We start from the raw sequence: 24130 nt of genomic DNA on the forward strand, positions 1-24130 counted from the left end.
TTAAATATTTTTCTATTCCTTTAACATCAATTAATTAAATAAAGCTGTTAATTTTCCTGATTTTAGCTGAGTTGTAATATTTTATCCTTATTATTTTCACGTATTGACGTAGAAAGACCCATTTTATGAAGGGTTGCGAGGAATGGTTTGGGAGGAAGCTCTTCGACATTGACCATTTTGCCAACATCCCAAATTCCTTGAGCTACCAACATAGCAGCTGCTACTGGAGGGATGCCAGCGGTATACGATACCCCTTGGCTTTCTGTTTCTTGATATGCTTTTTTATGATCGGATATATTATATAAAAATATTTCTCTAGATTTGCCATTATTTATTCCATTAATAAGGCATCCTATGCATATTTTCCCATTATATTCTGGAGCTAATGAAGCTGGATCTGGCAGTGCCGATTTGACTATTTTTAGAGGAGCGACCTCTATACCTTCAGCTGTTCTTATTGGCTGTTCTGATAAAAGCCCAATATTTTTTAGTATTGTAAATACATTAATATAATGGTCGCTAAATCCCATCCAGAACCTTATATCAGCGCCATTCATATTTTTAAATAAAGAGTGTATTTCGTCATGTCCACTCAAGTAAACTTTTTGTTTTCCAACTATGGGAAGGTCGTATTCTCTGCTAACTTCAAACATTTTGTTTACATTCCATTTGCCTTTTTGCCAACTATATACAACTCCAGTAAATTCACGGAAATTTATTTCTGGATCAAAATTTGTCGCAAAATATCTGTTATGTTTCCCGGCGTTGACATCTATTATGTCAATATCTGTAATTTTATCAAAATATTCATCTTTAGCTAATCGTGAGAAAGCATTTACTACTCCTGGATCGAAACCTGCTCCAAGGATGGCGGTGATAGATTTTTTATCGCATTCTTCAAGCAACCTCCATTCATAGTTTTGATACCAAGGTGGTGTTTCACATATTTTATGGGGTTCTTCATGAATAGCTGTATCAATATATGCGATATTAGAATTAATACATGCGCGTAATACCGACATATTAATGAAAGATGATCCGGCATTTATTATAATATTAGTTTTTGTTTCTTTTATAAGCTTTACTAATGTTTCAATCTTTAAGGCATCCAGCTGATATGTTTTAATATCTCCGGCTATTTTCAATGATTTTTTCCTTTTTATGCTTTCAACTATCTGCAGACATTTATCCTGTGTTCGTGAAGCGATATTTATATTTCCAAGTACATCATTATTTTGTGCGCACTTATGAGCTATCACTTGTGCAACGCCGCCAGCTCCAATAATTAAAACATTTTTTTTCATAAGATACTATATTTTCCTGTTTATTATGTATTTGCTATACATATATTTGTAATAGATATTTTATATTTTTTAAGAAAGGCTTTTGTAATAGTCATTATAAGAGAATTCGCGCACTACTTGTATAGTTCCGTCCAAATTTTTCACCGCTATTGTTGGCATATTTATGCCATTAAACCAGTTCTTTTTAATCATATTATAGCCAGCAACATCTTCGAAAGATATTCGATCTCCTATTTTTATTGGTTTTTCGAATTTGAATTCTCCAAATATATCTCCTGCCAGACAAGATTTTCCGCATACCATAGCTGTATAGGGGCCTTTATTAGGCGATATTATTGCTGATTGTTGATAAAGTAAAAAATCTGGTATATGAGATTCGACAGAAGAATCAACGATTGCCAGGTTTTTAGTATTGGTTGATATGTCGAGAACTGTAACTTCTAGGCTTGTGGTGCCTGTTACAATAGCCTCTCCTGGTTCTAGGTATACTTGGACGTCATATTTCTCTGTAAAATCTTTTAGACGTCGACATAAATCATCTACTGGATAGTCTTTGTCTGTAAAATGAATTCCTCCGCCCAAGCTAATCCATTCAACTTGGGAAATAAAATTGCCAAACTTTTGTTCTATATGTTCTAACATTGAGCTGAATATAGGGAAAGATTTATTTTCACAGTTATTATGGAACATTAATCCATTGATATTTTTTATTTCTTGTTTTATTTTATCTTTATCCCATTCTCCTAGACGGCTAAAAGGACGATTTGGATCTGCAAGTTTGAAATTAGAATAAGACACAGCTGGATTTATGCGTAATCCTATGCTTTTTTTTGCATTGATAGCTTTTCCCTTAAACTGATGCAATTGAGTAATTGTATTAAAAATAATTTTATTACAGTTAGATAAAACTTCATCTATTTCGACATCTTTGTAAGCTACACTATAGGCATGAGATTCTCCACCAAAATTTTTATTGCCCAGCATAACTTCGTATAGAGATGAAGAGGTGGTTCCGTCCATGTATTCACTTATCGTATTAAATATGCCCCATGAGGAGAAGCATTTTAATGCAAGAAGTAATTTAGCGCTTGATTTCTCGCGAATATATCTGGCTGTTTCTAAATTTTTTAGAAGTTTATGTTTATCTATTAAGTAGTAAGGTGTAGATGGCATATGATTTCAAAATTCTTTCGTAAGATCGTGCAATTTTAAACTGCTTACTTTATATTAATAAGGTAGGCGAAAGATTGCCCATGTGATAATTGTGTTTTCTTAGGAAACCACTTTTTAGCGATTTTATCATGATAGAAACTGATTTAACAGGTATAAATTACAGCTTTTTACTTTGTATTCAACATAGTTTTTACTTTTTCTAATCCTTGTTTTTTTATACTACATATGTCTATCATATTCAGATTTGAATAATAGATATAGGTGGTGTTATTATGCCTCATTATTATTGAAAAAGTTTGATATTTATGTAAGTTCAAACGCAAGTACAAATTGGTGATATTGATGAAAATTGGTAATAAAATATACAAAACCCGTGAAGATCTTCCGTGTTTAGTGCCTATTTTTCCTCTATTAGGAATGTTGTTACTACCGAGGAGTAGATTCTCATTTAGTATTTTTGAGTATCGTTATATTGCTATGCTTGATTCTATATTAGCTGGGGATAGATTAGTAGGCTTAGTACAGCCTGCTTTAAGTGATTTGCCTAAAAATGGTGATGAGTCTTTATCTAAAATTGGGTGTATAGGTCGTGTTACGTCTTTTGTAGAAACAGATGATGGTCACTATATTGTGACTTTAGCAGGAGTTTGTAGATTCCGTTTATTAGAAGAGGCTTATCAATTGAATCCTTGGCGTTGTTTTTATATCTCTCCATTTGTTGCGGATCTTACTAGTGAAGAAAATGATGGGGTTGATAGAATTGCTTTATTAGAAGTTTTTCACAATTATTTGTTGGCTAATAATTTAGATGTTGACTGGGATAGTATTGAAAAAGCTAGTAGTGAGGTATTGGTAAACTCTCTTGCGATGCTTTCACCTTTCAGCGATTTGGAAAGGCAAGCATTATTAGAAGCTCCTGATTTTAAATCGCGCTCTCAGATTTTGATTGATATTATGAAGAGCATAGTTGTTTCTGATATTTATAATTGTAATAGATTACAGTAGTATAAATCATTTAAATTATAGGATTATATTTATAAAATATATCTCATATTTATAAAATATATCTCATAGTTGAAATCAATTGAGGATTTTTCTATGACTAAATTGTCTAATTTTTATTTCATATGAAAGTAATTGCTGCCAATAAATTAAAGGCATTTGTTTCTTGATATATCTATATAGATGCGCTTTAGAATGCCTATGATTGTTATATCTGAATCCATTCAGCTGTTGGAATATGATTGTTGGTTATCTCCTTTATAATCGTTGTATTTTTTCAAATCGCATTTTGGAAAGCAAGATAGTTTCTTTATTTTATCAGGTTCATAAATCGTAACAACGTGCTTTTCGTTTATAAATGTGATTAATGTCTTATCAAAAAGAATATTTCCGTCTTTGCTGAAAACTACTAGATTAGTTGATCCGGATCTTAAAGGGGTCAATATCAATCTTTTTTCATTTTCTAGTGGTAAAGGGTTTGCTATTGTAGCATCGCCGATGATCACCTGTTTCGGTATTTCTGTAAACTGTAATATAGTCGATTTACCCATCTCTAATTCCAGATATTTTTCTTCTTTTATGGTTTCATCTAAGTCGATTTTTTTAGCATTGTTTATATTTATATTAGGACGACCTTTTATTCTGCTATTATGACCTTTTATTCTGCTATTATCATGTCCTTTCTTGGCGGAAGCTTTATTACTATGATTTAGATTTTGAGTATTAAGCTTAGATTTATTGACATCTTCAGTATTGATTTTAGGTTTGATTGCGTCTTCTTTAGAATTTGAATTTGCATAAATGTGATTACTATTCAAAAGTCCAGTATTTATGTAAGCTACCATGAAGGTAGATAAAACTATTGTGATAGGTCGGTTTTTCATAATATTTTCTGCCTACGGAAATCAAATATGATATATGTAATTCTTTTTTATTAAATTGTAGTAAATTATCAATCGTTTTTCTTATGATGGAGAGAGATTAATAAATTACTTTTTTAGTATTTATCCTATATTTATCTTCTATTATATATTTATTTTTTAGATATTGCTAGATCTTGATATTGACAGAGATATTTTCTAGGTTTTAAATATTATATTGAATATGCTTTTAAGCAAATTATAGAAAAGAATTAATTTTGGCTTATATTTATTAATATAAATGTTGTTTTTCTGCTAATTCCTATATAAGGTTATCTTGCTAGAATATTTGCTTTAGTTGTCGATGGTTGTTGATATATGTAATTTTAATATTATGCGGGGTTATCTTGTAATATTGGCAATTAGACGAGCGATGTTTCATATAATGTAGTAATTAATTGTGGGCTTGTCTTGCTTGCAATATGTGTTTTATGTGGGCTATTAAAGAGATGATATTAGTTTCAGAATATTAGAATTGATTAAATGCAATTTACTTGGTTTAAATCGGTTTTTTGCCACAGGTATGGATGTAGACATACCTATGGCGTTTTTCTATTTACTACTATCTGTTATGTCTGACTTGTCGGATTTTTATTTAATTCTTTTGTGATGCCTTCAAATTTACCTTTGACTGCATTTCCTAATCCCATTACAGCTACTAGTATCACAACTGCTATTGCGCTGGCAATTAGGCCATATTCTAGCGCTGCAAGTCCTGATTCATTTTTTATCATTTTTTTAATAGATCTCATCATTTTATTTTCTCCTATTTATATTTTATATTTTTGGTACGCTTAAGTGTCATGGCTTTTTTATAATTTATATTTTTCTTTTGACTACTATTATAAAATAGCCACTCGCTTTTTGACAAAAAACAAGGAATAATATTAAATATAATTTCCTTATTTTTTTGTATTATATAAGATTATATAAATAAAATTGCCATAACTTTAAACAAAAGTTATAAGTAAATAATTTAAATTGTATTAAAAAAATATATTTTTACTTATTATAAATTATATATAATAAGTAATTAAACTTATAAAAAAGTTTTTTATAATATAAAGTTAATTTGTATTTAACTTTATAAAACAATATTATAACTAATAATAAAAATTGTTGTTTATAGGTTAATTTTTTATAAATAAATATTATGCGCACTTTGTTTAATTAATATATATAGTAATTACTATAAATAAATTATGTGCTTATTCTTTGACAATATAATTAGTTATTTGAGATAAAATATTGTCGCATATGCTAATTGATACTAATCATGCTCAAATATAAAATAATTTATATTTGTCATATTTTTATGTTTAGATTTTATGTATTGCTTATGTTATTTGTTTTATTGCAATTAAATAAATTATTTAAGTGATAATTTATCATTGGTTTTATTGTTTTTATTCTTTATATTGCTATGTTTAATTAATTTATATAATATATTTAATTATATTTTTTAATTATATATTGTATAAATAATATTTGTTGATTTTAAATTTGAATTTATGTTTTTTTATACTAATAGATATTATCTATATAAAATTATTTATTTATTTTATATAAAGTGTTATATTAAAATAAAGTAATTACAATTATATTTGCTGTAATATATTGTATTATATATTAGAGATAGATCTGATATATTTATATATACATATATTAAAAATTAAGGATTGATTTTTATGAGATTGGATTACTTTAAAAAATTTTTAAATGACGAATCTGGTGCTACAGCTATTGAATATGGCTTGATTGCCTCTTTGATAGCAGTTGCAATTATTGCTTCAATTGGCCAAATAGGAGATGCACTAAAAACTAAATTTTCTAAAATAGCTACTGCTATTAAGTAGTAAATCATAGATAGGTAATAAAGTGATAGTTTATTATTTATGTAATAGCTATATGATTATAAGGTTATAATCCTTAGAAAGTTATGTTGGTTTTATTTTTGAATAAGCATTTAACAATATAAAAGCGTAAGCTCTTTTATATTTCATTTATTTTATGACGACCTTGCCTAGATATAGGTTAAGGTCGTTTTCAAATCATTCAATATAATTGAAGTAATAAATTAAATAATTAATCAATAAAACATTAATTATATATAATATTATTGGTTTAATGATGTATTTACGTAATTTATTTTCTTTTTCTATGGTTATAACTAAATATCATATTATATTATTTATTAAACAACAATACTTTTATTCTTTATATAAAATTAATAAATATATTTATGTATATATTAGTCTATATACTATATATTTTAATGTTGTTTTACTTTTATAGATTATTTTTTTACTTAGATTATATCATTATATTATAAAGTTATTGTATTTTAATATTTTTTGATGCTATAGTTTAAAGGCTATTATATCTTAGTATAATATTTTTTCATTAATTTATAAATAGGACTGATTTTTATGAGATTGGATTACTTTAAAAAATTTTTAAATGACGAATCTGGTGCTACAGCTATTGAATATGGCTTGCTTGCCTCTTTGATAGCAGTTGCAATTATTGCTTCAGTTGGCCAAATAGGAGATGCACTAAAAAATAAATTTTCTGCAATAGCTACTGCTATTAATGCGAATACTCCTACTCTTGCTTCTACTCCTAATGAGACTGAGACTGAGAATAAGCCTAAGCCTAAGCCTAAGCCTAAGCCTAAGCCTAAGAAACATAGACAATAAAGTGATAATTTATTATTTATTTAATAGCTAGATGATTATAAGATTATAATCCTTAGTAAGTTATGTTAGTTTTATTTTTGAATAAGAATTTAACAATATAAAAGCGTAAAGCGCTTTTATATGTCGTTTATTTTATGACGATCTTGCCTAGATATAGGTTAAGGTCGTTTTCAAATCATTCAATATAATTGAAGTAATAAATTAAATAATTAATCAATAAAACATTAATTATATATAATATTATTGGTTTAGTGATGTATTTATGTATTGTGAAAGATCAATTTTTGCTATAATTATTCATGTTTTTTTGACTGATTTATACATGAAATTTGTTTTGACGAAAAAATAATTATTTTAATTATTAAAAAATGACGAGAATAATGCTACAGTTATTGAAAAGGGGCTTGCTTCTTTGATTATATGGTTGATATTATTATTGCAGTTAATTTATTAGAAGCCAAATATTTAATGAGTTTTAAGAATGGCTTTTCTTTTTTTTTATAGTTTGCACCAAATATCACAGTCGATTCATTTAAATAATGATGCTTTTATTTTTGCAAGGTGCATTTGATTAATTTTATATAAACAATCTTATATTTTATTGTTTATATAAAATTTTAATAACTATCTGATGTATATCTTGGTCTATATACTGTATATTTTAATGTCGTTTTACTGCCATAGATTCATTTTTTATTTAGATTATATTATAATATTATAAAGTTGTTGTATTTTAATATTTTTTAATGCTATGGCTTAAAAACTATTATATTTAGTATAATATTTTTTCATTAATTTATAAATAGGATTGATTTTTATGAGATTGGATTACTTTAAAAAATTTTTAAATGACGAATCTGGTGCTACAGCTATTGAATATGGCTTGCTTGCCTCTTTGATAGCAGTTGCAATTATTGCTTCAGTTACCAGCTTAGGAGAGGCAATAAAAAATAAATTTGTGGGTATAGCTACTGCTATTGCTAAGTAAACTATGTATAGAGAATAAAGTTATAATTTATTATTTATGTAATAGCTATATGATTATAAGGTTATAATCCTTAGGAATTTATGTTAGTTTTATTTTTGAATAATCATTTAACAATATAAAAGCGTAAAGCGCTTTTATATGTTGTTTATTTTGATAACGGCCCTTTAAAGTTTGTTTAAGGCCGTTATCATATTCATATATACTATACACTACATTCCATGCTTAAAAATTATATTTTTGTTTTTTATATAATTTGATATTACAATTACGTCTTTTATTAATGTTTTTTATTTAAATTATGTATTTTGTGTTGTGAATGTGAAAGATAATATAATGATTTCTTCTGTTGTGTTTATCGTATTCCCTTTTTGCTTATCTATAGCGGCTCTGAATGATTTGTTTTCTGCCACTATACCAAATAGGGTTTCCTTAGTTATGATTTCTTCATTTTTATTCATTGCTCCTTTGATTGGATTGAATTTTTTTTCTATCTCATGCCATATATTAGTTGCTCTTACTGTTTTTGTTATTTGTTTTGTTTTTTTTATAGTAAATATTATGGGGGGAGGAGATGCAAAATTTTTGACATCTGCCTCATTATGGTTTGGTTGGGATAATTCTCTTTTTGAGTTTATGCTATTTGTTTCTTTTGTTGGCGGAGTATTGGCCTTTTTTATTATGTTAATGAGGCTTGCTTCGCGTATTTTTCATATCTCAATTCCGCAGAGTTTTCTTATAAAGGATAAAATTCCTTATGGTATTGCAATAGCTATAGGGGGATTTATGACATATCCGGATTCATACTTATTTAAAATTGCTTTAGATCAAATATCTGATTTTATGGTTTAATAGTTTGTAAATATCGCGATATTATTAGGATTATTTTTATTGGTTAATATTATTTTATCGGTTGTTTTTAGAGGTAATAATGAAATTAAATCGAATTATGGGATTGGTTATATCTGCTGTAGCTGCTGTTATTTCAGGTATAATAGCGATGCGTCTTTTGTCTCATGATCCTGTTACGAAAGATGAGATTGAAGCTAATCCTTCTATAAAGCTTGTTAATGTACTGGTTGCCGCTCATGATATGCCAATGGGTTCTACTATCTATAGAGAGTCTATTGAATGGGCCGCTTATCCTGAAGAAAATTTATTTGCAGGTTTTATTAATGATGTAAATAGACCTAAAGCGATTGAGGAATTAAATGGGGCTATAGTGCGGTTTCCTATTTTAAAAGGAGATCCAATTCGTTTAGAAAGGTTGCTTGATAATTCTAATTTAAGCGGTGGACATTTGTCTAATATTCTTCCAAAAGGAAAATTAGCTATAGCGGTGGATATTTCAGCTTCTACTGCTGTTTCTGGAATGATAATTCCTAATGATCGTGTTGATGTTATGGCGGTTAAATTTGATAAAAAAGTTTCAATAGTCCTAAAAAATATACGAGTTTTGGCAATAGATCAAAATATGGACGAGGGCCAAACGTCAATTATTGGTACAACTGCTATATTAGAGGTTAACAGTGAACAGGCTGTAAAACTTATTGCTGCTCAAAGCAGTACATCTAAATTAATACTTGTTCTTAGATCTATATCGGATTCTTTTATTTATAATTCTGATGCTGATGGGACCTTTGCATCAGATAGTTTGATCGTTAAATCAGGTTTCATTGTTAATCATGATGTAGAGGAAAATTCAAGATGAATATTTTACAGCGAATTTTCGTTGTTTTTTTTATGCTAATTCCTAGTTCTTTGTTGTCGAAACCTTTATCATTAAATTCTTCGGTTGTTGAGAAGCCTACTGTTATAAAAATAGAAAAATCAGAATTAGGGACAAATAAAAGAATTACAGTTGGTTTAGATAAAGTTTTAATTCTGGAAATGCCATTAGATGTCAGTGATGTTTTAGTTTCTGATCCTAATAAAATGAGTGTTAAATTGTATTCTGTTAATACTGTTTATATTTTTGGACAGAAACTTGGTAGAGCCAATATTATTATTGTGGGCAAGGATAAGAAAGATTTATTAAATATCGAGGTAAATATTGAACGTGATGCTTATACACTTCAAAATAATTTGCGACGTTTTATTCCAAATTCAAATATTAGCGTTGAAATGATATCTGACAATATTGTGTTAAATGGAGAAGTAAAATCAGCTCAAGATTCTAAGCATGCTGTTGATTTAGCAACTGCTTTTTCGGATAAAAAAGTATTAAATATGTTGAAGGTTGAATGTAGTGATCAGGTAACTCTTAAGGTAACAATTGCTGAAGTAAGCAGAGAAGTATTAAAACAAGTAGGATTTAGTCATTCTATTCAAGAAGGTTCTTCTGCTGTTTCTTCACCTTTAAATTTTAATATATTATCAGGAGGATCAGCTGGCCAAGATAATTCTTTATATATAGGCACTTCTAATAAGTATTTTACTTTGAAAACTTTCTTGAGAGCTTTAGAGCATGCAAGTTCTCTTCACACTATAGCTGAGCCAACTTTAACTGCTGTTTCAGGACAAAGTGCTAGTTTTTCATCAGGAGGTGAACGTTTCATGAGATCATTTGATAGCAACGGAAAACCTTCTTTACAGTCTCATAAATACGGTATTGAACTTGATTTTACTCCTACTGTATTATCTCCAGGAAGGATCGGATTGCGTATTAAGGCGTCAATTTCTGAACCAATTGTAAACTCAGGCGAACCTGAATATACTATGCGTACAACTGAGACTAGTGTTGAGTTACCTTCTGGGGGCACCATAGTATTAGCAGGCTTGTTGAAAAATGCTGAAAGCTACGATTCTAATGCGGTGCCATTATTATCACAGATACCAATTTTGGGTGCTTTGTTTAAAAACATGAGTGTTAATAGGAATGCAACGGAATTATTTATAGCAGCTACTCCCTTTCTTGTTAAGTCTGTTGGTGAGGGTGATTTAGTGCGACCAGATTATAATTTCGAGTTATCAAGTGATGCCGATAATTTGTTTTTAAATCGTGTTAACAAAGTTTATGGGTCTAAAGATTATACGAAAAATGCGGAAAAATCATATAAAGGCGCTATTGGTTTTATTTACAAATAAAATCTAATAATGCGGATAAGGAGTGTATTCTTAGTGATGTTTTATAAAAAGTTAATTATTATAGTATTGAATTTTTTTTCAAGGATTATATCGTGTAATATTTTTTGTTTGAGAATGATAATTTTAATTCAATTAGCTTTTTCTATGTCTTCTTGTTTTTTAAATACAAAATCAAGTATTAATAATGATGTTTTTCATCATCCATTTATGATGAAAAGGACAGAAAGAAGTTTAGATTTGAAGTTTTTATCTGGGAGATGGAAAATAACGGATCAGATGCGAAGTACAATAGAAGCTTTTGTAGATTCATATAAAAAGAATAGTTCAACTGTTATATTTATCATGTTACCAAGTCCTACTGTTTCTTCTGCTGCTATAAAAAGTGCTGCGAATGATATACGTTCTATTTTCATTAGTAATGGTATTCCTGCTAATTCCATATCTGAAAGGTTATATGATGCTAATTATGGACTGGATATTGATACTATCAGACTGAGTTATTTTGCTGCTAGACCTTATATCGGACGACAATGCGGTTTATGGCCAAATAGTATTATAAAAGATAATTCTTTGAATGGAAATTGGTATAATTATGGTTGTGCATTTCATCATAACTTGCTTGCACAGATAGATAATCCTTTAGATTTAATTCATCCGCGTCTTGAGACACTTGTTGATGGAGAAATGACAGATAAAGCAATAGATTCATATTATAATAAGGGTTTAAAAAAATAAAAATCGAGGACACATAATATGTTTCAAGCATTTGATAAATTATGATTATATTTGATAAAATATAATTGACAAAGTTAGTTTTCAGATAACTTTGTTATGCTACAGGGAAAATGGCGATGGTTGTTGAAAAAGTATCAGATAAAAAATCAGAATTTATAAATGAAAGCTATGAAAGTTCTTCTGATCAATCAAATTTTTTATCGCACATATCTGTTCATGCTTTTTGTATTACTGATGAACTTTGTTCTGTCATGGAAAGTTTTAAAGTTGACCATAAGATGGATCAAGTTGATATGCAGATTACTAAGGGATCAATTGCAGAAGCTATAAATATATTTTCTGAGTCAGTTACTCCTAATCTGCTTATTATTAATATAAAGGGCGATAGCGAAGAAATTTTGAATTCATTGAATCCTTTAGCTGATGTTTGTGATACTAGCACAAAAGTCGTAATAATAGGAGATAGAAATGATGTATATCTATACAAAGAATTGATTTCTAGTGGGATATCTGAGTATTTAGTTGAACCATTATCTTCTGCTGATATTATAAGAGTTTTAATTAATATTTATGATATTTCTGTAGAAACGGTTGGTAAAGTTATATCTTTTATAGGATCAAGAGGTGGTGTTGGCTCTTCAACTATAGCGCATAATTGTTCTTTTAGCATTGCTTCTATTTTAAAAATGAAAACAGTTTTAGTGGATCTAGATCTTCCATACGGTACTTCTAATATTGACTTTGATCAAGATCCTATAAAATGCATTTCGGATGCTATTTATAATAATAGTAAGATAGATAGATTTTTTATTGATAAGTTGCTTGTATCTTATAGTGATAATCTATCACTTTTAACCTCTCCATCTACTTTGGAGCGTACATATGATTTTGATTCTGATGATATATTCCCATTAATTGATATATTGTATCGATCTTCTTCTTTTACGATAATTGATGTGCCTAATTTATGGAATAGTTGGGCTCGTGATCTTCTCGTAGAAAGTGATAAAGTGGTTATTACTACTTCTCTTGATCTTACTGGATTACGTAATTCTAAAAATTTAATTGATGAATTAAAAAAGTTGAGAAACAAAGATGATTCTATTTATCTTGTTATTAACCAAATAGGCATCCCGAAAAGGCCTGAAATTTCTATTGAAGATTTCTGTAGTCCATTAGGCATAAAACCTTCTGCTGTTATTCCATTTGATGCTAATCTTTTTGGGATTGCGGCAAATAATGGAAAAATGATTTCTGAGATTAATCCAAAATCTTCTATCAATGCCATATTTTCTGATTTTATTCATATTCTTGCGGATTGTGTAACGATGAATAAACCAAAACGTGGTATACGTTCAAAGATAACAAGTTTTTTTAATAGAAAATGAGTTAAACTATATTTTATTAGGTAATGCATAAATGTTTGGAAGGCGTGATAGTAAATTTTCTGTAACGGAAAAGAAAGATGTTGCTGAGCATCATGAGTCAAAAGAAACTTATACAGAAAAGCCTGTAGATAAACCTGTTTATGATGCAAAGAATCATAGTGATAATTATTATCAACTTAAGGCTGTAATATTTGCGACTCTTGTCGAAATGATAGATATTACTCAGCTTTCTAAGTATGATGTAAAGGAAGCTCAGTCTGAGATAGGTGATCTAATAACTGAGATTATTGCTCTTAAGGCTTTATCCATATCTCTTTCTGAAAAAGCAGATCTACTTGAAGATATTTGTAATGATATTTTAGGATATGGTCCTCTTCAGCCTCTAATTGCACGAGATGATATTGCTGATATTATGGTAAATGGTGCTGATAAGATATTCATTGAAGTTAATGGTAAAACTGTTGAGACAGGTATTAGTTTTAGAGATGATCAACAGTTGCTTTCTGTATGTCAGCGTATTGTTAATCAGGTTGGTCGTCGTGTGGATGAGGCAAGTCCTATATGTGATGCACGTTTGCTAGATGGTTCTCGTGTAAATGTGATAATCCCTCCACTTGCTCTAGGAGGGCCTTCTTTGACTATTCGTAAGTTTAAGAAGGATAAACTTACTTTAGATCATTTGGTTGAATTTGGAGCGATAACAGCTGCAGGTGCAAATTTATTACAAATAATAGGTCGTATTAGATGTAATATATTGATTTCAGGGGGGACTGGTTCTGGAAAAACAACATTACTTAATTGTTTAACTCGTTATATAGATTCAGATGAACGTATAATTACTTGTGAAGATACTGCTGAGCTTCAACTTCAGCAGCCGCATGTGGTTAGATTGGAAACACGTCCTCCTAATATTGAGGGTGGTGGTGAAATTACTATGCGTGATTTAGTTAAGAATTGTTTACGTATGCGACCAGAACGTATAATTTTAGGAGAGGTACGTGGACCAGAGGTTTTGGATTTGTTGCAGGCAATGAATACTGGACACGATGGCTCTATGGGTACTATCCATGCTAATAATCCACGTGAGAGTTTTGGTAGGATGGAAACAATGATTGCTATGGGAGGATTTTCTCTGCCATCTAAGATGGTTAGAGAAATCATCACTACTTCCTTAGATGTTATTATTCAAACACAGAGGTTAAGAGATGGCTCTAGAAGGATTACTAGTATTTGTGAAGTAGTTGGTATGGAAGGAGATATAATTATCACTCAAGACCTTATTAAATATGAAATTATTGGTGAAGATTCTAACGGAAAACTTATAGGTAAGCATGTTTGTGGTGGAATTTCTCGTCCTCGTTTTTGGGATAGGGCTGCTCAATATGGTGAAGAAAGAAGATTATCAGAAGTTCTTGAATCTATTGAAAAATAAGATCAACAACTAGATTTATAGGTTATGATGACATGGATTATATTTTCCGAGTTGCCTTTATAGGATTGATTGTTTTATTCGTATTTATCATTATTTATAAGATATTATTCTATATTTTTAAAGACGAAGATGATGATTCCATCGCTACTGCTTCAAGAATACAAAAAAAATCTGTTAAGAATAAAGGCGATGATTTAGAAGCATCGAAACGTCGTAAAGCATTGCTAGAAGCGATGCAAAAGATAGAAATGCAACAAAAAGAGAAATCTTCTAATAATATTAAATTATCAGCTTTAATATCTTATTCAGGTCTATCGATTTCAAAAAAATCTTTTTACATTATTAGTGCTATATTTGGATTTATTGTTTGGATTTTCGCTTTAATTTTAGTGAACAGTTTTTTTATTAGTGTTTGTATTTCATTATCATCTGTACTGATTTTTCCTCGTATGTTATTAAAAATTATTATAAAGAAAAGAAAAGAAAAGTTTTTGAATGAATTTCCGAATGCCTTGGATATCGTAGTTCGTTCAGTTCGTTCAGGATTGCCTGTTTCTGATGCTATTGCTATTATTGTTAGTCAGTCTTCGGAACCTGTAAAATCTGAATTTAGACGTGTTGTTGAGGCTCAACAGTTAGGATTAAGTGTTTCTGAAAGTGTTGCTCGTATGCTTATATACATGCCTTTGCAAGAGGTTTCTTTTTTTTCAACTGTTATTACAATTCAATCTCAATCTGGTGGTAATCTTTCGGAATCTTTATCTAATTTGTCAAAAGTATTGCGTGATAGAAAGAAGATGAAGGCAAAAGTTCAAGCTCTGGCGATGGAAGCAAAGGCTTCTGCATGGATAATAGGATCTCTGCCTTTTATTGTATCTTTGCTTGTTTATTTTACGTCTCCAGATTATATGAGTATTCTTTTTACAGATACAAGGGGGCATATTATTCTTGGATTTGCAGCTTGTATGATGCTTGTTGGTGTTTTGATTATGCGTTTTATGATAAATTTTGATGTTTAGTTTTTAGGATTTAAAATGCCCTCATATATTTTTAATATGTTTAGTGGTTTTGACATCGCGATTGTTATTGCGACCTCTTTTTCGGTATTTGCTATGATTTATGCGATAGTAATTCCTTATTTAAGCGCTGATAATTTAGATAAAAGAATGAAATATATTGCTGCTGAAAGGGAATTATTGCGTAAAAAGCAACGTATTAGTTTGGAAAATAATAGCAAACCTGGATTGCGTACACGGGATAGCAATTCTTTAAGGCAATTAGTGAAAAAGCTAAATTTAAAAGCTATAGTGATGGATGAGCATACCATAAATCGGTTGCGTGCCGCTGGTTTTAGATCAGAATATTCATTGAATGTTTTGCTGATATCTCGTATTTTATCCCCTTGTATTTGTTTTATTTTGTCTGTTATATGGGTTTTTCATTATGATAAATTCATAGATCATCCATTATCTTTTCGTATTATAATTGCATTTACTATAGGCCTATCTGGATTTTATTTGCCAAATATCTTTATATCTAACCTTGTATCAAAACGGCAGGATTCTATAAGACGTGCTTGGCCGGATGCTCTTGATTTACTTTTGATATGTGTTGAAGCAGGAATTTCAGTAGATCAGGCTCTGCGTCGTGTTGCTGAAGAAATAGGTGGACAATCAGTTGCTTTATCAGAAGAGATGATGATAACTACGGCTGAGCTATCATTCCTTCCTAGTAGACAAGACGCATTTGAAAATTTTTATAACCGCACACAGATGGATTGTATAAGAAATGTTATGCAAGCTTTAATTCAGTCAGATCGTTATGGTACTTCAATTGGTGATTCTTTACGTATTTTAGTTGACGAAAGTAGATCTGAGCGCATGACTGAAGCAGAAAAAAAAGCGGCTTCATTAGCACCAAAATTAACGGTTCCGATGATAGTTTTTTTCCTTCCTGTTTTGTTGGGCATTATTATTGGTCCTGCAGTTTTGAATATGATTGATAATTTTAAATAGCAAGATCTTTTTAATTATACCAATTTAGTTTTTTTATCTTTTAATTGTCTGATTTTAAGCGTTATTTTTCAGTATTTACTATAATTAATTATGTTTAACGTAGATCAAATTTAAATACTTTATGCTGCCGATATACATACAGATAACTATAAATTATATATAACATACCTAAATAAATAAAACCTCATCTTTTAGATAATTACCTTATAACTTTGATTATATTATGATAATTAATCAAACTATAAAAAATGACATTTTTAAATCAACTTTTTTTTGCCATTTTTCCTATTTCTAGGTCAATTAGATAAAGAGAATGAGGGCCTGAGCCTATTAATTTTATTTTGTCTAAGATATTGCGACACAATGTGATTTCTTCAATTTGTTCGTTCACAAACCATTGTAAAAAACAAAATGTTTGATTATCTTTTTCTTCAGAGACACTTATTAAAGCATCATCATATGCTTTTGTTACGATTATTTCATGTTGGTATATCGATGAGAACAAGCTTTCAACATCATCAGATTTGATTTCAGGTTTCGGTAAATCATAGAAAACTGCATTATATCCTGCATCAATTAAATATTTAAAAACCCTCATTACATGGGAGTATTCCTCTTGTGCATGATTTAACAAAAAGCTGTGGCAGCCATCAAGATTATTGTAGGCGGCCCAAGAAGACGCTTGCATATAATGGTAATGTGCCTTATATTCAATATTCATAAGATCATTGACAATACCATAAATTTTCGTACTACTCATACCGATCCTTCTCCCTTTATTATAAAAATCGCCTATATAGACAATAATTCTTAAAGAGTAATAAGTCAATTATTAAAGAGTAATAATTATGTAAATGGCAGTGTGTCGCGTTTTATAATAGTATATTAAATTAATCAAGTGATTTTATATAAGAATATTAATTAATCAAGTGATAATTTAATATTATTTTGCTTGTAATTTTTACAAAATAAAAATTATTGATTTAAATAACTTTTACATGAGTTTATGTATTATTATTTAAATAATTTTTTATTAAAAAATAGTTTTTTAGGTATTTGAATGTGACTAAGTATAAAAAATATCATAGTTGCTATGATTATGGATGGTCCCGAAGGTGTATCAAAAACCAATGATCCATAGAGACCAACGATTATTCCCAAGATACCAATGATTGTTGATATAACGACCATGCTTTCAGGAGATTTTGAGAAACGTCTTGCAGTAGTCGCTGGTAGTATCAAAAGAGATGTTACAAGTGTTATTCCAACTACTTTTATAGAAATAGAAATCATAAGCGATGTTATAAGTGTGAAAATTATCTTGTTTTTTTCTGTATTAATACCTTCTGCCTTTGCAAGCTCATGATTTATGGTTGTAGCTAAAAGAGGTTTCCATATTGTTATTAATACGAGAATATTTAATATTCCAACGCTCCAGATAAGAATTATATCATTTATATTGACGGCTAATATGTCTCCAAATAAAAAAATATTAAGATCTGTTCTAACCCAATCTATAAATGATAATATTATAAGACCAAGTGATAGTGTAGAGTGAGCAATCACTCCGAGTATTGAATCATAAGATAGATTTTCATTTTTTTGAATTTTAATCAACAAAAGCGATGCGGAAGATGCTATTATGAATACACAAATTGGGAGAGGTATCTCAAACATGAGTGATATAGCAACTCCTAATAGTGCTGAGTGTGCTATGGTATCTCCAAAATATGCTATGCGTTGCCATATAATAAAGCAACCAAGAGGTCCAGTTGATAATACTATACCAACTCCAGCAAGCAAAGCGCGAGTTAAAAATTCGTTATACATTCTATCGTTATATATATTACTTATTGTTACGTCTATGCTATATATGATTTATATTATAGTTGGTCAGATAATTAGTCATGTTTATGATTATGAATTGCTAATATTTCTGCTGTACGTGGGCCAAAAAGTCGAACAAATTCTGCATTATCTTTAATAGTTTGAGGGGGGCCTTTGTAACAAATTTTATTATTTAAACATATCACAGTATTTGTAGAAGCCATAACCATATTTAAATTATGGGATATGAGTAGTATACTACATTCTGTAGATTTTTGAACTGATGTTATAAGCTCGTATAATGCTAATTCTCCCGGAAAATCAATCCCTTGTAGTGGTTCGTCTAAAACCAATAGATCTGGTTTACGCAATAAAGCTTTTGCAAGAAGAGCACGTTGAAATTCTCCTCCTGAAATATCTGCTATATTTATATGTTCTTTTCCTGTTAAGTTAACTTTATCAATCATTTTCAAAATATCATTCTGTGAAGCTTTAACTGTAAGTTTGATAAATTGAATAAGACTTATAGGTAACATTTTTTCTATAGTGACTTTTTGAGGTACATAGCCTATAGTTATTCTGGGATTGCGTGTTATATTGCCCATGCTTGGTTTAATTATGCCTGTAGCTAATTTAGCAACAGTTGATTTTCCAGATCCGTTGGGACCTATTAATGTAACTATTTCGCCAGATTTTATAGTAAAATTGATATTATGTAAAATATTGCGTCCGTTTTTATGAAAACTTGTATTTGTAAATCTGATTAAAGGAAGAGATGAGCAAGTATGCATAGCTAAATTGTATATACTCCATCTTATTTATTCAATAATAATCATATAATAACAGGATTAAACATTATGAAAAACATTTTTATATTTACTATTTTATTATTTTCTATGTTGAAAGGGATAGTTATGGCTGACTCTTTGCGAGTAGTGGCCTCTATTAAGCCGATTCATTCAATAGTATCTTATATTATGCATGGAGTAGGCAAGCCTAGTTTGCTTGTCAAAAATAACAGCTCTCCTCACGATTATAGTTTGCGTCCATCAGATATTATTATGCTAGAGAATGCTGATATTATTTTTTGGATTGGTCCGAATATGGAAACTTTTTTAGAAAAACCGTTAACTTCTCTTAATAAGACATCTAATGTTATTATACTATCGAATTGTTCAAATTTACATAAAATTTTATTGTATAAACGTGATAAAAAATTACTTAAGTCTTATCAGCATGAAAAAGATATCAATAATTACATATATGACATGCACCTTTGGTTGGATCCTGTAAATGCAAAACATATGGCTAATGTTATTGCTATGGAGCTAATCAAGAGAGATCCAAATAATCAAAAAAAATATGAAAAAAATAAACAAGATTTTTTAACTAAATTAGATAAATTAGATAATTCATTATCTGAGCTATTATATTCAGTTCAAGGAAAAAAAATTGTTGTTTTTCATGGAGCTTATCGTTATTTCGAACATCGTTATAGAATTAATATTATTGAATCAATAATGCCTAAGTCTGTTCTTCCAGGAGCAAAGTCATTTCAAAGAATTAAAAATTTAATTACTTCAGAAGATGTTTCTTGTGTATTCTATGAGCCGGAATTTGATCCTAAAATGATAAGATCTATTACAGATGGTACTGATGTAGCTGTAGCAATGCTTGATCCAGAAGGTATTTTATTGCCTGCTGGCCCTGATCTTTATTTTAAATTGATGACTAATCTTGCCACATCATTGAAAAAAAACTGTCTATAAGTTTCTTACTCTAAAATTTATTGAAAATATTTTATGATATTCTCCAAGGGGCATTTTTTTCTTTAATTCCATCTGAGCGATCAAATCCATGAGATCCAAAAAAATCTCTTTGTGCTTGAACTAGATTAGCAGTTCCTTGCCCTTGTGTATAAGTATCAAAAAAAGAAAGAGCTGCTATAAGTGCTGGTATCGGATATCCATGTTTTGTGCAAGCTATAACTATACGTCTTAGAGATGGCAACGATTTTATTATTTTGTTGGAAATATTTGGGATCGTTAGAAGATTAGTATTATTGTAGTTAAGGGTTAATGCTTCTGCAATTTCATTAATAAGCTGTGATTTAATAATACATCCTTCACGCCAAATACGTGCTATTGTGGCAAGTTGTAAATTCCAATTATATTTTTGAGATGCTTTTTTCATTACTAAAAATCCTTGTGTATAAGCAATGATTTGAGCAGCATAAATTGCATTTTCTAAATCTTCGATCAAAAGATCAGAATTGTTAAATGAAAAACTGCTATTGTCTATAAATATAGATTGCATTTTTTCACGTTCATTTTTACGTTCTGAAAGATTGCGATAAAATACTGCAGCTTCAGTTATTGTCATTGGAGCAAATAGTTTATGCCCTTCAATAACAGATCTTTGTCCTGTTCCTTTTTGATAGGCTTTATCACTGATGATATCTAGCATTGAAAATTCAGTGATAGGATCAATAGATAGTAGTATTTCGGCAGTAATTTTCATCAAATAAGAGTTTAGTTTTCCTTCATTCCATTTTAAGTAATACTTACTTATTTCCAAAGATGTTTTATGAAATCCATCTCGCAAAATTCCATAAACATCAGCTATTATCTGCATATTTGCATATTCAATGCCGTTATGAATTGTTTTAGTGAAATGCCCTGATCCGTCGGGTCCAAGCAAAGCATAACAAGGTTGACCCTGATAATTTGCAGATATAGATTGTAGGATATTTTCAATATTACGATATGCTTTTTCATTCCCTCCAATCATTAATGAAGCTCCATATCTGGCTCCATTAGATCCACCTGATACTCCTATACCAAAAAAACGTATTTTTTTTTTATTTAGTTTGATTGAGCGTATCTGTGTATCATGAAAATTGGAATTGCCTCCATCCATCAATATATCTTCAGCTGATAGCATTGGTTCTAATTTTTCTATTAGCAAGTCAATTGGTTTGCCATCTGTTATCATCATAAATATTTTTCGAGGTATAGAAATTGCTTCTACCATTTGTTGGAGAGTTTTTGTTTTGATAACTTTTTTAGATAAATCACGTGTTTTTTTAAAGAAAACATCTGTCAGTTCTGGTTCATTATTATAAACTGCTAAACGGAAGTTTTTCTCAAGCATATTAAGAGCAAGGCTTGATCCCATAGTGCCAAGGCCAATTACTCCAATATCTGCTTTTTTCATTTAGATCCTCTAATATTTTTTTATAACCAATACTTATTTATCCCATAAAAAATTATTGATAGTTATTTAAAAAATAACGTAAATTAATTTTTATTAAAATAACTTATTTCTAACTTCATGAAAATAAAAAAATTTAAAAAAAATCAGATTGAAAAATTGATATTCATCAAGCATTACAAATAATATTATTTCATATAAGTTAACACATTAAAAAACTATGATATATTTGCAAAAAACACTTTGCATCACACATATATAAGTAGCATTCATTTAAAGTCAATCTGATTGAAATAAACCTATTCAAATATCATTAATTGTCTATAAAAGAAATATGGCTTAAACTAAGAAGGTGATTTTTTAGATTATTTATTAGTTTTTACGAGCTTGTTCATTCAAATATTTAGCACGTTTTCCAGTATTTTCTGGGATACGAGCTGCTTTACCACGTAATTGATTTAAATAGTACAACTTAGCACGTCGAACTTTTCCTCGACGGATAACAGTAACATCTTGTATTAAGGGTGAATAAAAAGGGAAAAGACGGTTTATACTCTCTCCATAACTAATTTTTCTAACTATAAAATTTTTATTAATTCCACGGCCAGAACGTGCTATGCAAACTCCTTCAAAAGATTGAATTCGAGTTTTATTCCCTTCTTGAATTATGGTCTTAACACATATTGTATCTCCGGAAGAAAACTGTGGTAATACACGTTTAGATTCTATTTTTGCTATTTCCTCACAGTCTATTTCATCAATTATGTTCATAAATTTTCTCCGTTTTTAAAATCATGACAATTTGAAAGAAGAAGTCTAACTCATTTTTTCCAAATTATCCAACTATATTCCTTATTTGTTGTTCAGTATAAAATTTTCTGCGATAAAAGACCAATAATGTTTTAAATCATGAATATTAGTTTAAATCCAGTAGAAGATAAATAAATATTATTATCTTGCTTATTATACATTTTTTTAATTAGTTTGGCGACTAATTATTCAGTAGTTGTTTCATTCTTCGTCAAAAGATCAGGCCTGCATTTTTTTGTTACTATAAACGATTGTTCTTTACGCCACTTTTTTATCTCCTTATGATTTCCAGAATAAAGGATAGGAGGTATTTCTAATGTTTCCCATATTCGGGGGTTGGTGTATTGTGGGAACTCCAATAATCCATTTTCAAAACTTTCATGAATTGATGATTCCTTGTTCCCCATTACGCCAGGCAGTAAACGTACTATAGCATCAAGTAAGACGAGTGCTGCTGGTTCTCCTCCTGAAAGCACGTAATCTCCTATGGAAATTTCTTCGAGATTGCGTGCTTTAATGATGCGTTCATCAATTCCTTCAAATCTGCCGCATATAATAATAGCACCAGATCCTGTTGCAATTTTTCGCACTATTTTTTGTGTTAAAGGCTTGCCACGCGCTCCCATAAGTATTCTAGGAACCTCTTTTTGATTGTATGCAGATATTGCATGATCAATTGCTCGTCCTAATACATCTGCTCTTAAAATCATTCCTGCTCCACCTCCTACAGGAGTTCCATCAACATTTTTATGTCTGTCTAATGCAAAATCGCGTATCTGAACAGTATTAATAGACCATAAATTACACGCAAGCGCCTTCCCAGACAAAGAATGCCCTAGATATCCAGGAAACATTTCTGGATATAGTGTGATTATAGTGGAGCGAAAAGTCATGTTTTATTTTTACTTAGATCTTGTTTGGCCTTAATATTTTTATCTTGCGTTTCAATACAATTTAGTCCTGCAGCAATAGGATCGATTAATATTTTGTTTTCTTTCATATTAACATTCAATACTGCTTCTTTTGTAAAAGGTATCAAAAACTTTTTTTCTACGTTATCAGATTTAATCTCGATTATAGTTCCGGCTCCAAAATCATATATGCCGCAGATATTTCCCCAGTATTTACCTTTAATATCAAATGTTTCCATTCTTTCTAAATCAGCATGAAAGAATTCATCTTCTTCCAATTCTTCATCTTTGAAATCTTCACGATTAACATATAAATCTAGGTTTCTTAGTTTTTCAGCGGCAGTTCGGTCATTAATTCCATCAAAAAAAACAATGTATCTTTTATTGTGTTCGTATACTTCCGATATACTGAATTCTCTGCCATCATTTGAATATAGGGTGTATCTTTCCAATTCCATTGGATCGTTTGCATACGAATTGACATAAAGCCCCCCATTTAATCCATGGGATGATCCAATAGTTGCCATAAGTATAAGTTTTTCAGCACCGACCATGATACATCCTCAAATGCGTATCGAATATATTATTTAAACATTCAAAAAAATAGACATGTAATCAAAGTTATAAAC

Annotated in this window: 23 protein-coding genes and 1 pseudogene; 13 read left to right on the top strand and 11 right to left on the bottom strand. The window is 29.7% G+C overall.

The window, feature by feature from the left end; translation table 11 throughout:
• Positions 1 to 62 precede the first annotated feature (62 nt).
• Entirely contained in the window at positions 63 to 1304 is a 1242-nt protein-coding gene (locus tag LAM_RS01070; protein ID WP_007556702.1) for a saccharopine dehydrogenase family protein, read from the bottom strand.
• Between the two features lie 69 nt (positions 1305 to 1373).
• Positions 1374 to 2477, bottom strand: coding sequence for a carboxynorspermidine decarboxylase (gene nspC / locus LAM_RS01075; protein WP_007556701.1), 1104 nt, complete (start codon positions 2475 to 2477; stop codon positions 1374 to 1376).
• Between the two features lie 342 nt (positions 2478 to 2819).
• Here nspC and LAM_RS01080 point away from each other — a divergent pair, with 342 nt between their 5' ends.
• Positions 2820 to 3482, top strand: coding sequence for an LON peptidase substrate-binding domain-containing protein (locus tag LAM_RS01080; protein WP_007556700.1), 663 nt, complete (start codon positions 2820 to 2822; stop codon positions 3480 to 3482).
• Between the two features lie 221 nt (positions 3483 to 3703).
• On the opposite strand, the gene LAM_RS01085 is transcribed toward LAM_RS01080, so the two are convergent.
• Positions 3704 to 4363 (bottom strand): pilus assembly protein N-terminal domain-containing protein, encoded by a 660-nt coding sequence (locus tag LAM_RS01085; protein ID WP_007556699.1) that lies wholly within the window; start codon positions 4361 to 4363, stop codon positions 3704 to 3706.
• A 605-nt stretch (positions 4364 to 4968) separates the two neighbouring features.
• Positions 4969 to 5154, bottom strand: coding sequence for a Flp family type IVb pilin (locus LAM_RS01090; protein WP_007556698.1), 186 nt, complete (start codon positions 5152 to 5154; stop codon positions 4969 to 4971).
• Positions 5155 to 6087: 933 nt separating this feature from the next.
• Between LAM_RS01090 and LAM_RS05210 the strand changes: the two genes are divergently transcribed.
• From LAM_RS05210 to LAM_RS01135, 11 genes are all read left to right on the top strand, one after another.
• Positions 6088 to 6255, top strand: a complete 168-nt coding sequence (locus tag LAM_RS05210) for a Flp family type IVb pilin (RefSeq protein ID WP_023466172.1) — start codon at positions 6088 to 6090, stop codon at positions 6253 to 6255.
• Positions 6256 to 6828: 573 nt separating this feature from the next.
• A complete protein-coding gene (locus LAM_RS05610) occupies positions 6829 to 7098 on the top strand; it encodes a Flp family type IVb pilin (protein ID WP_023466173.1) in 270 nt (89 codons plus the stop codon).
• Positions 7099 to 7915: 817 nt separating this feature from the next.
• Positions 7916 to 8086, top strand: a complete 171-nt coding sequence (locus tag LAM_RS05215; RefSeq protein ID WP_023466174.1) for a Flp family type IVb pilin — start codon at positions 7916 to 7918, stop codon at positions 8084 to 8086.
• A 318-nt stretch (positions 8087 to 8404) separates the two neighbouring features.
• Positions 8405 to 8935: an A24 family peptidase gene (locus LAM_RS01100; RefSeq protein ID WP_051050876.1), complete on the top strand. Its 531-nt coding sequence runs from the start codon at positions 8405 to 8407 to the stop codon at positions 8933 to 8935.
• Positions 8936 to 9014: 79 nt separating this feature from the next.
• Entirely contained in the window at positions 9015 to 9794 is a 780-nt protein-coding gene (gene cpaB / locus LAM_RS01105; RefSeq protein WP_007556847.1) for a Flp pilus assembly protein CpaB, read from the top strand.
• Positions 9791 to 11170, top strand: a complete 1380-nt coding sequence (locus LAM_RS01110) for a type II and III secretion system protein family protein (RefSeq protein WP_007556848.1) — start codon at positions 9791 to 9793, stop codon at positions 11168 to 11170. Before cpaB ends, LAM_RS01110 begins: the two co-directional genes overlap by 4 nt.
• Before the next feature lie 36 nt (positions 11171 to 11206).
• Positions 11207 to 11905 (top strand): CpaD family pilus assembly protein, encoded by a 699-nt coding sequence (locus tag LAM_RS01115; RefSeq protein WP_187287996.1) that lies wholly within the window; start codon positions 11207 to 11209, stop codon positions 11903 to 11905.
• 110 nt (positions 11906 to 12015) lie between these two features.
• The gene (locus tag LAM_RS01120; protein WP_144079396.1) at positions 12016 to 13293 is read left to right on the top strand and encodes a CpaE/TadZ family protein; all 1278 of its coding nucleotides are present in this window, start codon (positions 12016 to 12018) and stop codon (positions 13291 to 13293) included.
• 31 nt (positions 13294 to 13324) lie between these two features.
• Positions 13325 to 14725 (top strand): TadA family conjugal transfer-associated ATPase, encoded by a 1401-nt coding sequence (locus LAM_RS01125; protein WP_007556851.1) that lies wholly within the window; start codon positions 13325 to 13327, stop codon positions 14723 to 14725.
• A 32-nt stretch (positions 14726 to 14757) separates the two neighbouring features.
• A complete protein-coding gene (locus tag LAM_RS01130; protein ID WP_007556853.1) occupies positions 14758 to 15744 on the top strand; it encodes a type II secretion system F family protein in 987 nt (328 codons plus the stop codon).
• A 15-nt stretch (positions 15745 to 15759) separates the two neighbouring features.
• Positions 15760 to 16740, top strand: coding sequence for a type II secretion system F family protein (locus LAM_RS01135; protein WP_007556854.1), 981 nt, complete (start codon positions 15760 to 15762; stop codon positions 16738 to 16740).
• Between the two features lie 262 nt (positions 16741 to 17002).
• Here the strand turns inward: LAM_RS01135 and LAM_RS01140 are convergent, their stop codons facing one another.
• From LAM_RS01140 to LAM_RS01150, 3 genes are all read right to left on the bottom strand, one after another.
• Positions 17003 to 17500 (bottom strand): ferritin, encoded by a 498-nt coding sequence (locus LAM_RS01140; protein WP_007556855.1) that lies wholly within the window; start codon positions 17498 to 17500, stop codon positions 17003 to 17005.
• A 254-nt stretch (positions 17501 to 17754) separates the two neighbouring features.
• The gene (locus LAM_RS01145) at positions 17755 to 18570 is read right to left on the bottom strand and encodes a metal ABC transporter permease (protein WP_007556856.1); all 816 of its coding nucleotides are present in this window, start codon (positions 18568 to 18570) and stop codon (positions 17755 to 17757) included.
• Between the two features lie 71 nt (positions 18571 to 18641).
• Positions 18642 to 19358 (bottom strand): ATP-binding cassette domain-containing protein, encoded by a 717-nt coding sequence (locus LAM_RS01150; RefSeq protein WP_007556857.1) that lies wholly within the window; start codon positions 19356 to 19358, stop codon positions 18642 to 18644.
• 66 nt (positions 19359 to 19424) lie between these two features.
• On the opposite strand from LAM_RS01150, the gene LAM_RS01155 reads away from it, so the two are divergent.
• Positions 19425 to 20336, top strand: coding sequence for a zinc ABC transporter substrate-binding protein (locus LAM_RS01155; protein ID WP_007556858.1), 912 nt, complete (start codon positions 19425 to 19427; stop codon positions 20334 to 20336).
• 31 nt (positions 20337 to 20367) lie between these two features.
• Here the strand turns inward: LAM_RS01155 and gndA are convergent, their stop codons facing one another.
• The 4 genes and pseudogenes from gndA to rimM form a co-directional block, all read right to left on the bottom strand.
• Complete coding sequence (gene gndA / locus LAM_RS01160) at positions 20368 to 21783, bottom strand: NADP-dependent phosphogluconate dehydrogenase (protein ID WP_007556859.1); 1416 nt, start codon at positions 21781 to 21783, stop codon at positions 20368 to 20370.
• 375 nt (positions 21784 to 22158) lie between these two features.
• A pseudogene (gene rplS, locus LAM_RS01165) lies at positions 22159 to 22551 on the bottom strand (50S ribosomal protein L19); the annotation flags it as partial.
• A 224-nt stretch (positions 22552 to 22775) separates the two neighbouring features.
• On the bottom strand, positions 22776 to 23483 hold the full coding sequence (gene trmD, locus LAM_RS01170) for a tRNA (guanosine(37)-N1)-methyltransferase TrmD (protein ID WP_007556861.1): 708 nt from the start codon (positions 23481 to 23483) through the stop codon (positions 22776 to 22778).
• The gene (gene rimM / locus LAM_RS01175) at positions 23480 to 24055 is read right to left on the bottom strand and encodes a ribosome maturation factor RimM (RefSeq protein ID WP_007556862.1); all 576 of its coding nucleotides are present in this window, start codon (positions 24053 to 24055) and stop codon (positions 23480 to 23482) included. Before rimM ends, trmD begins: the two co-directional genes overlap by 4 nt.
• Positions 24056 to 24130 lie beyond the last annotated feature (75 nt).

Origin of the sequence: Candidatus Liberibacter americanus str. Sao Paulo (assembly GCF_000496595.1) — a bacterium.
GTDB classification, from domain to species: Bacteria; Pseudomonadota; Alphaproteobacteria; order Rhizobiales; family Rhizobiaceae; genus Liberibacter; species Liberibacter americanus.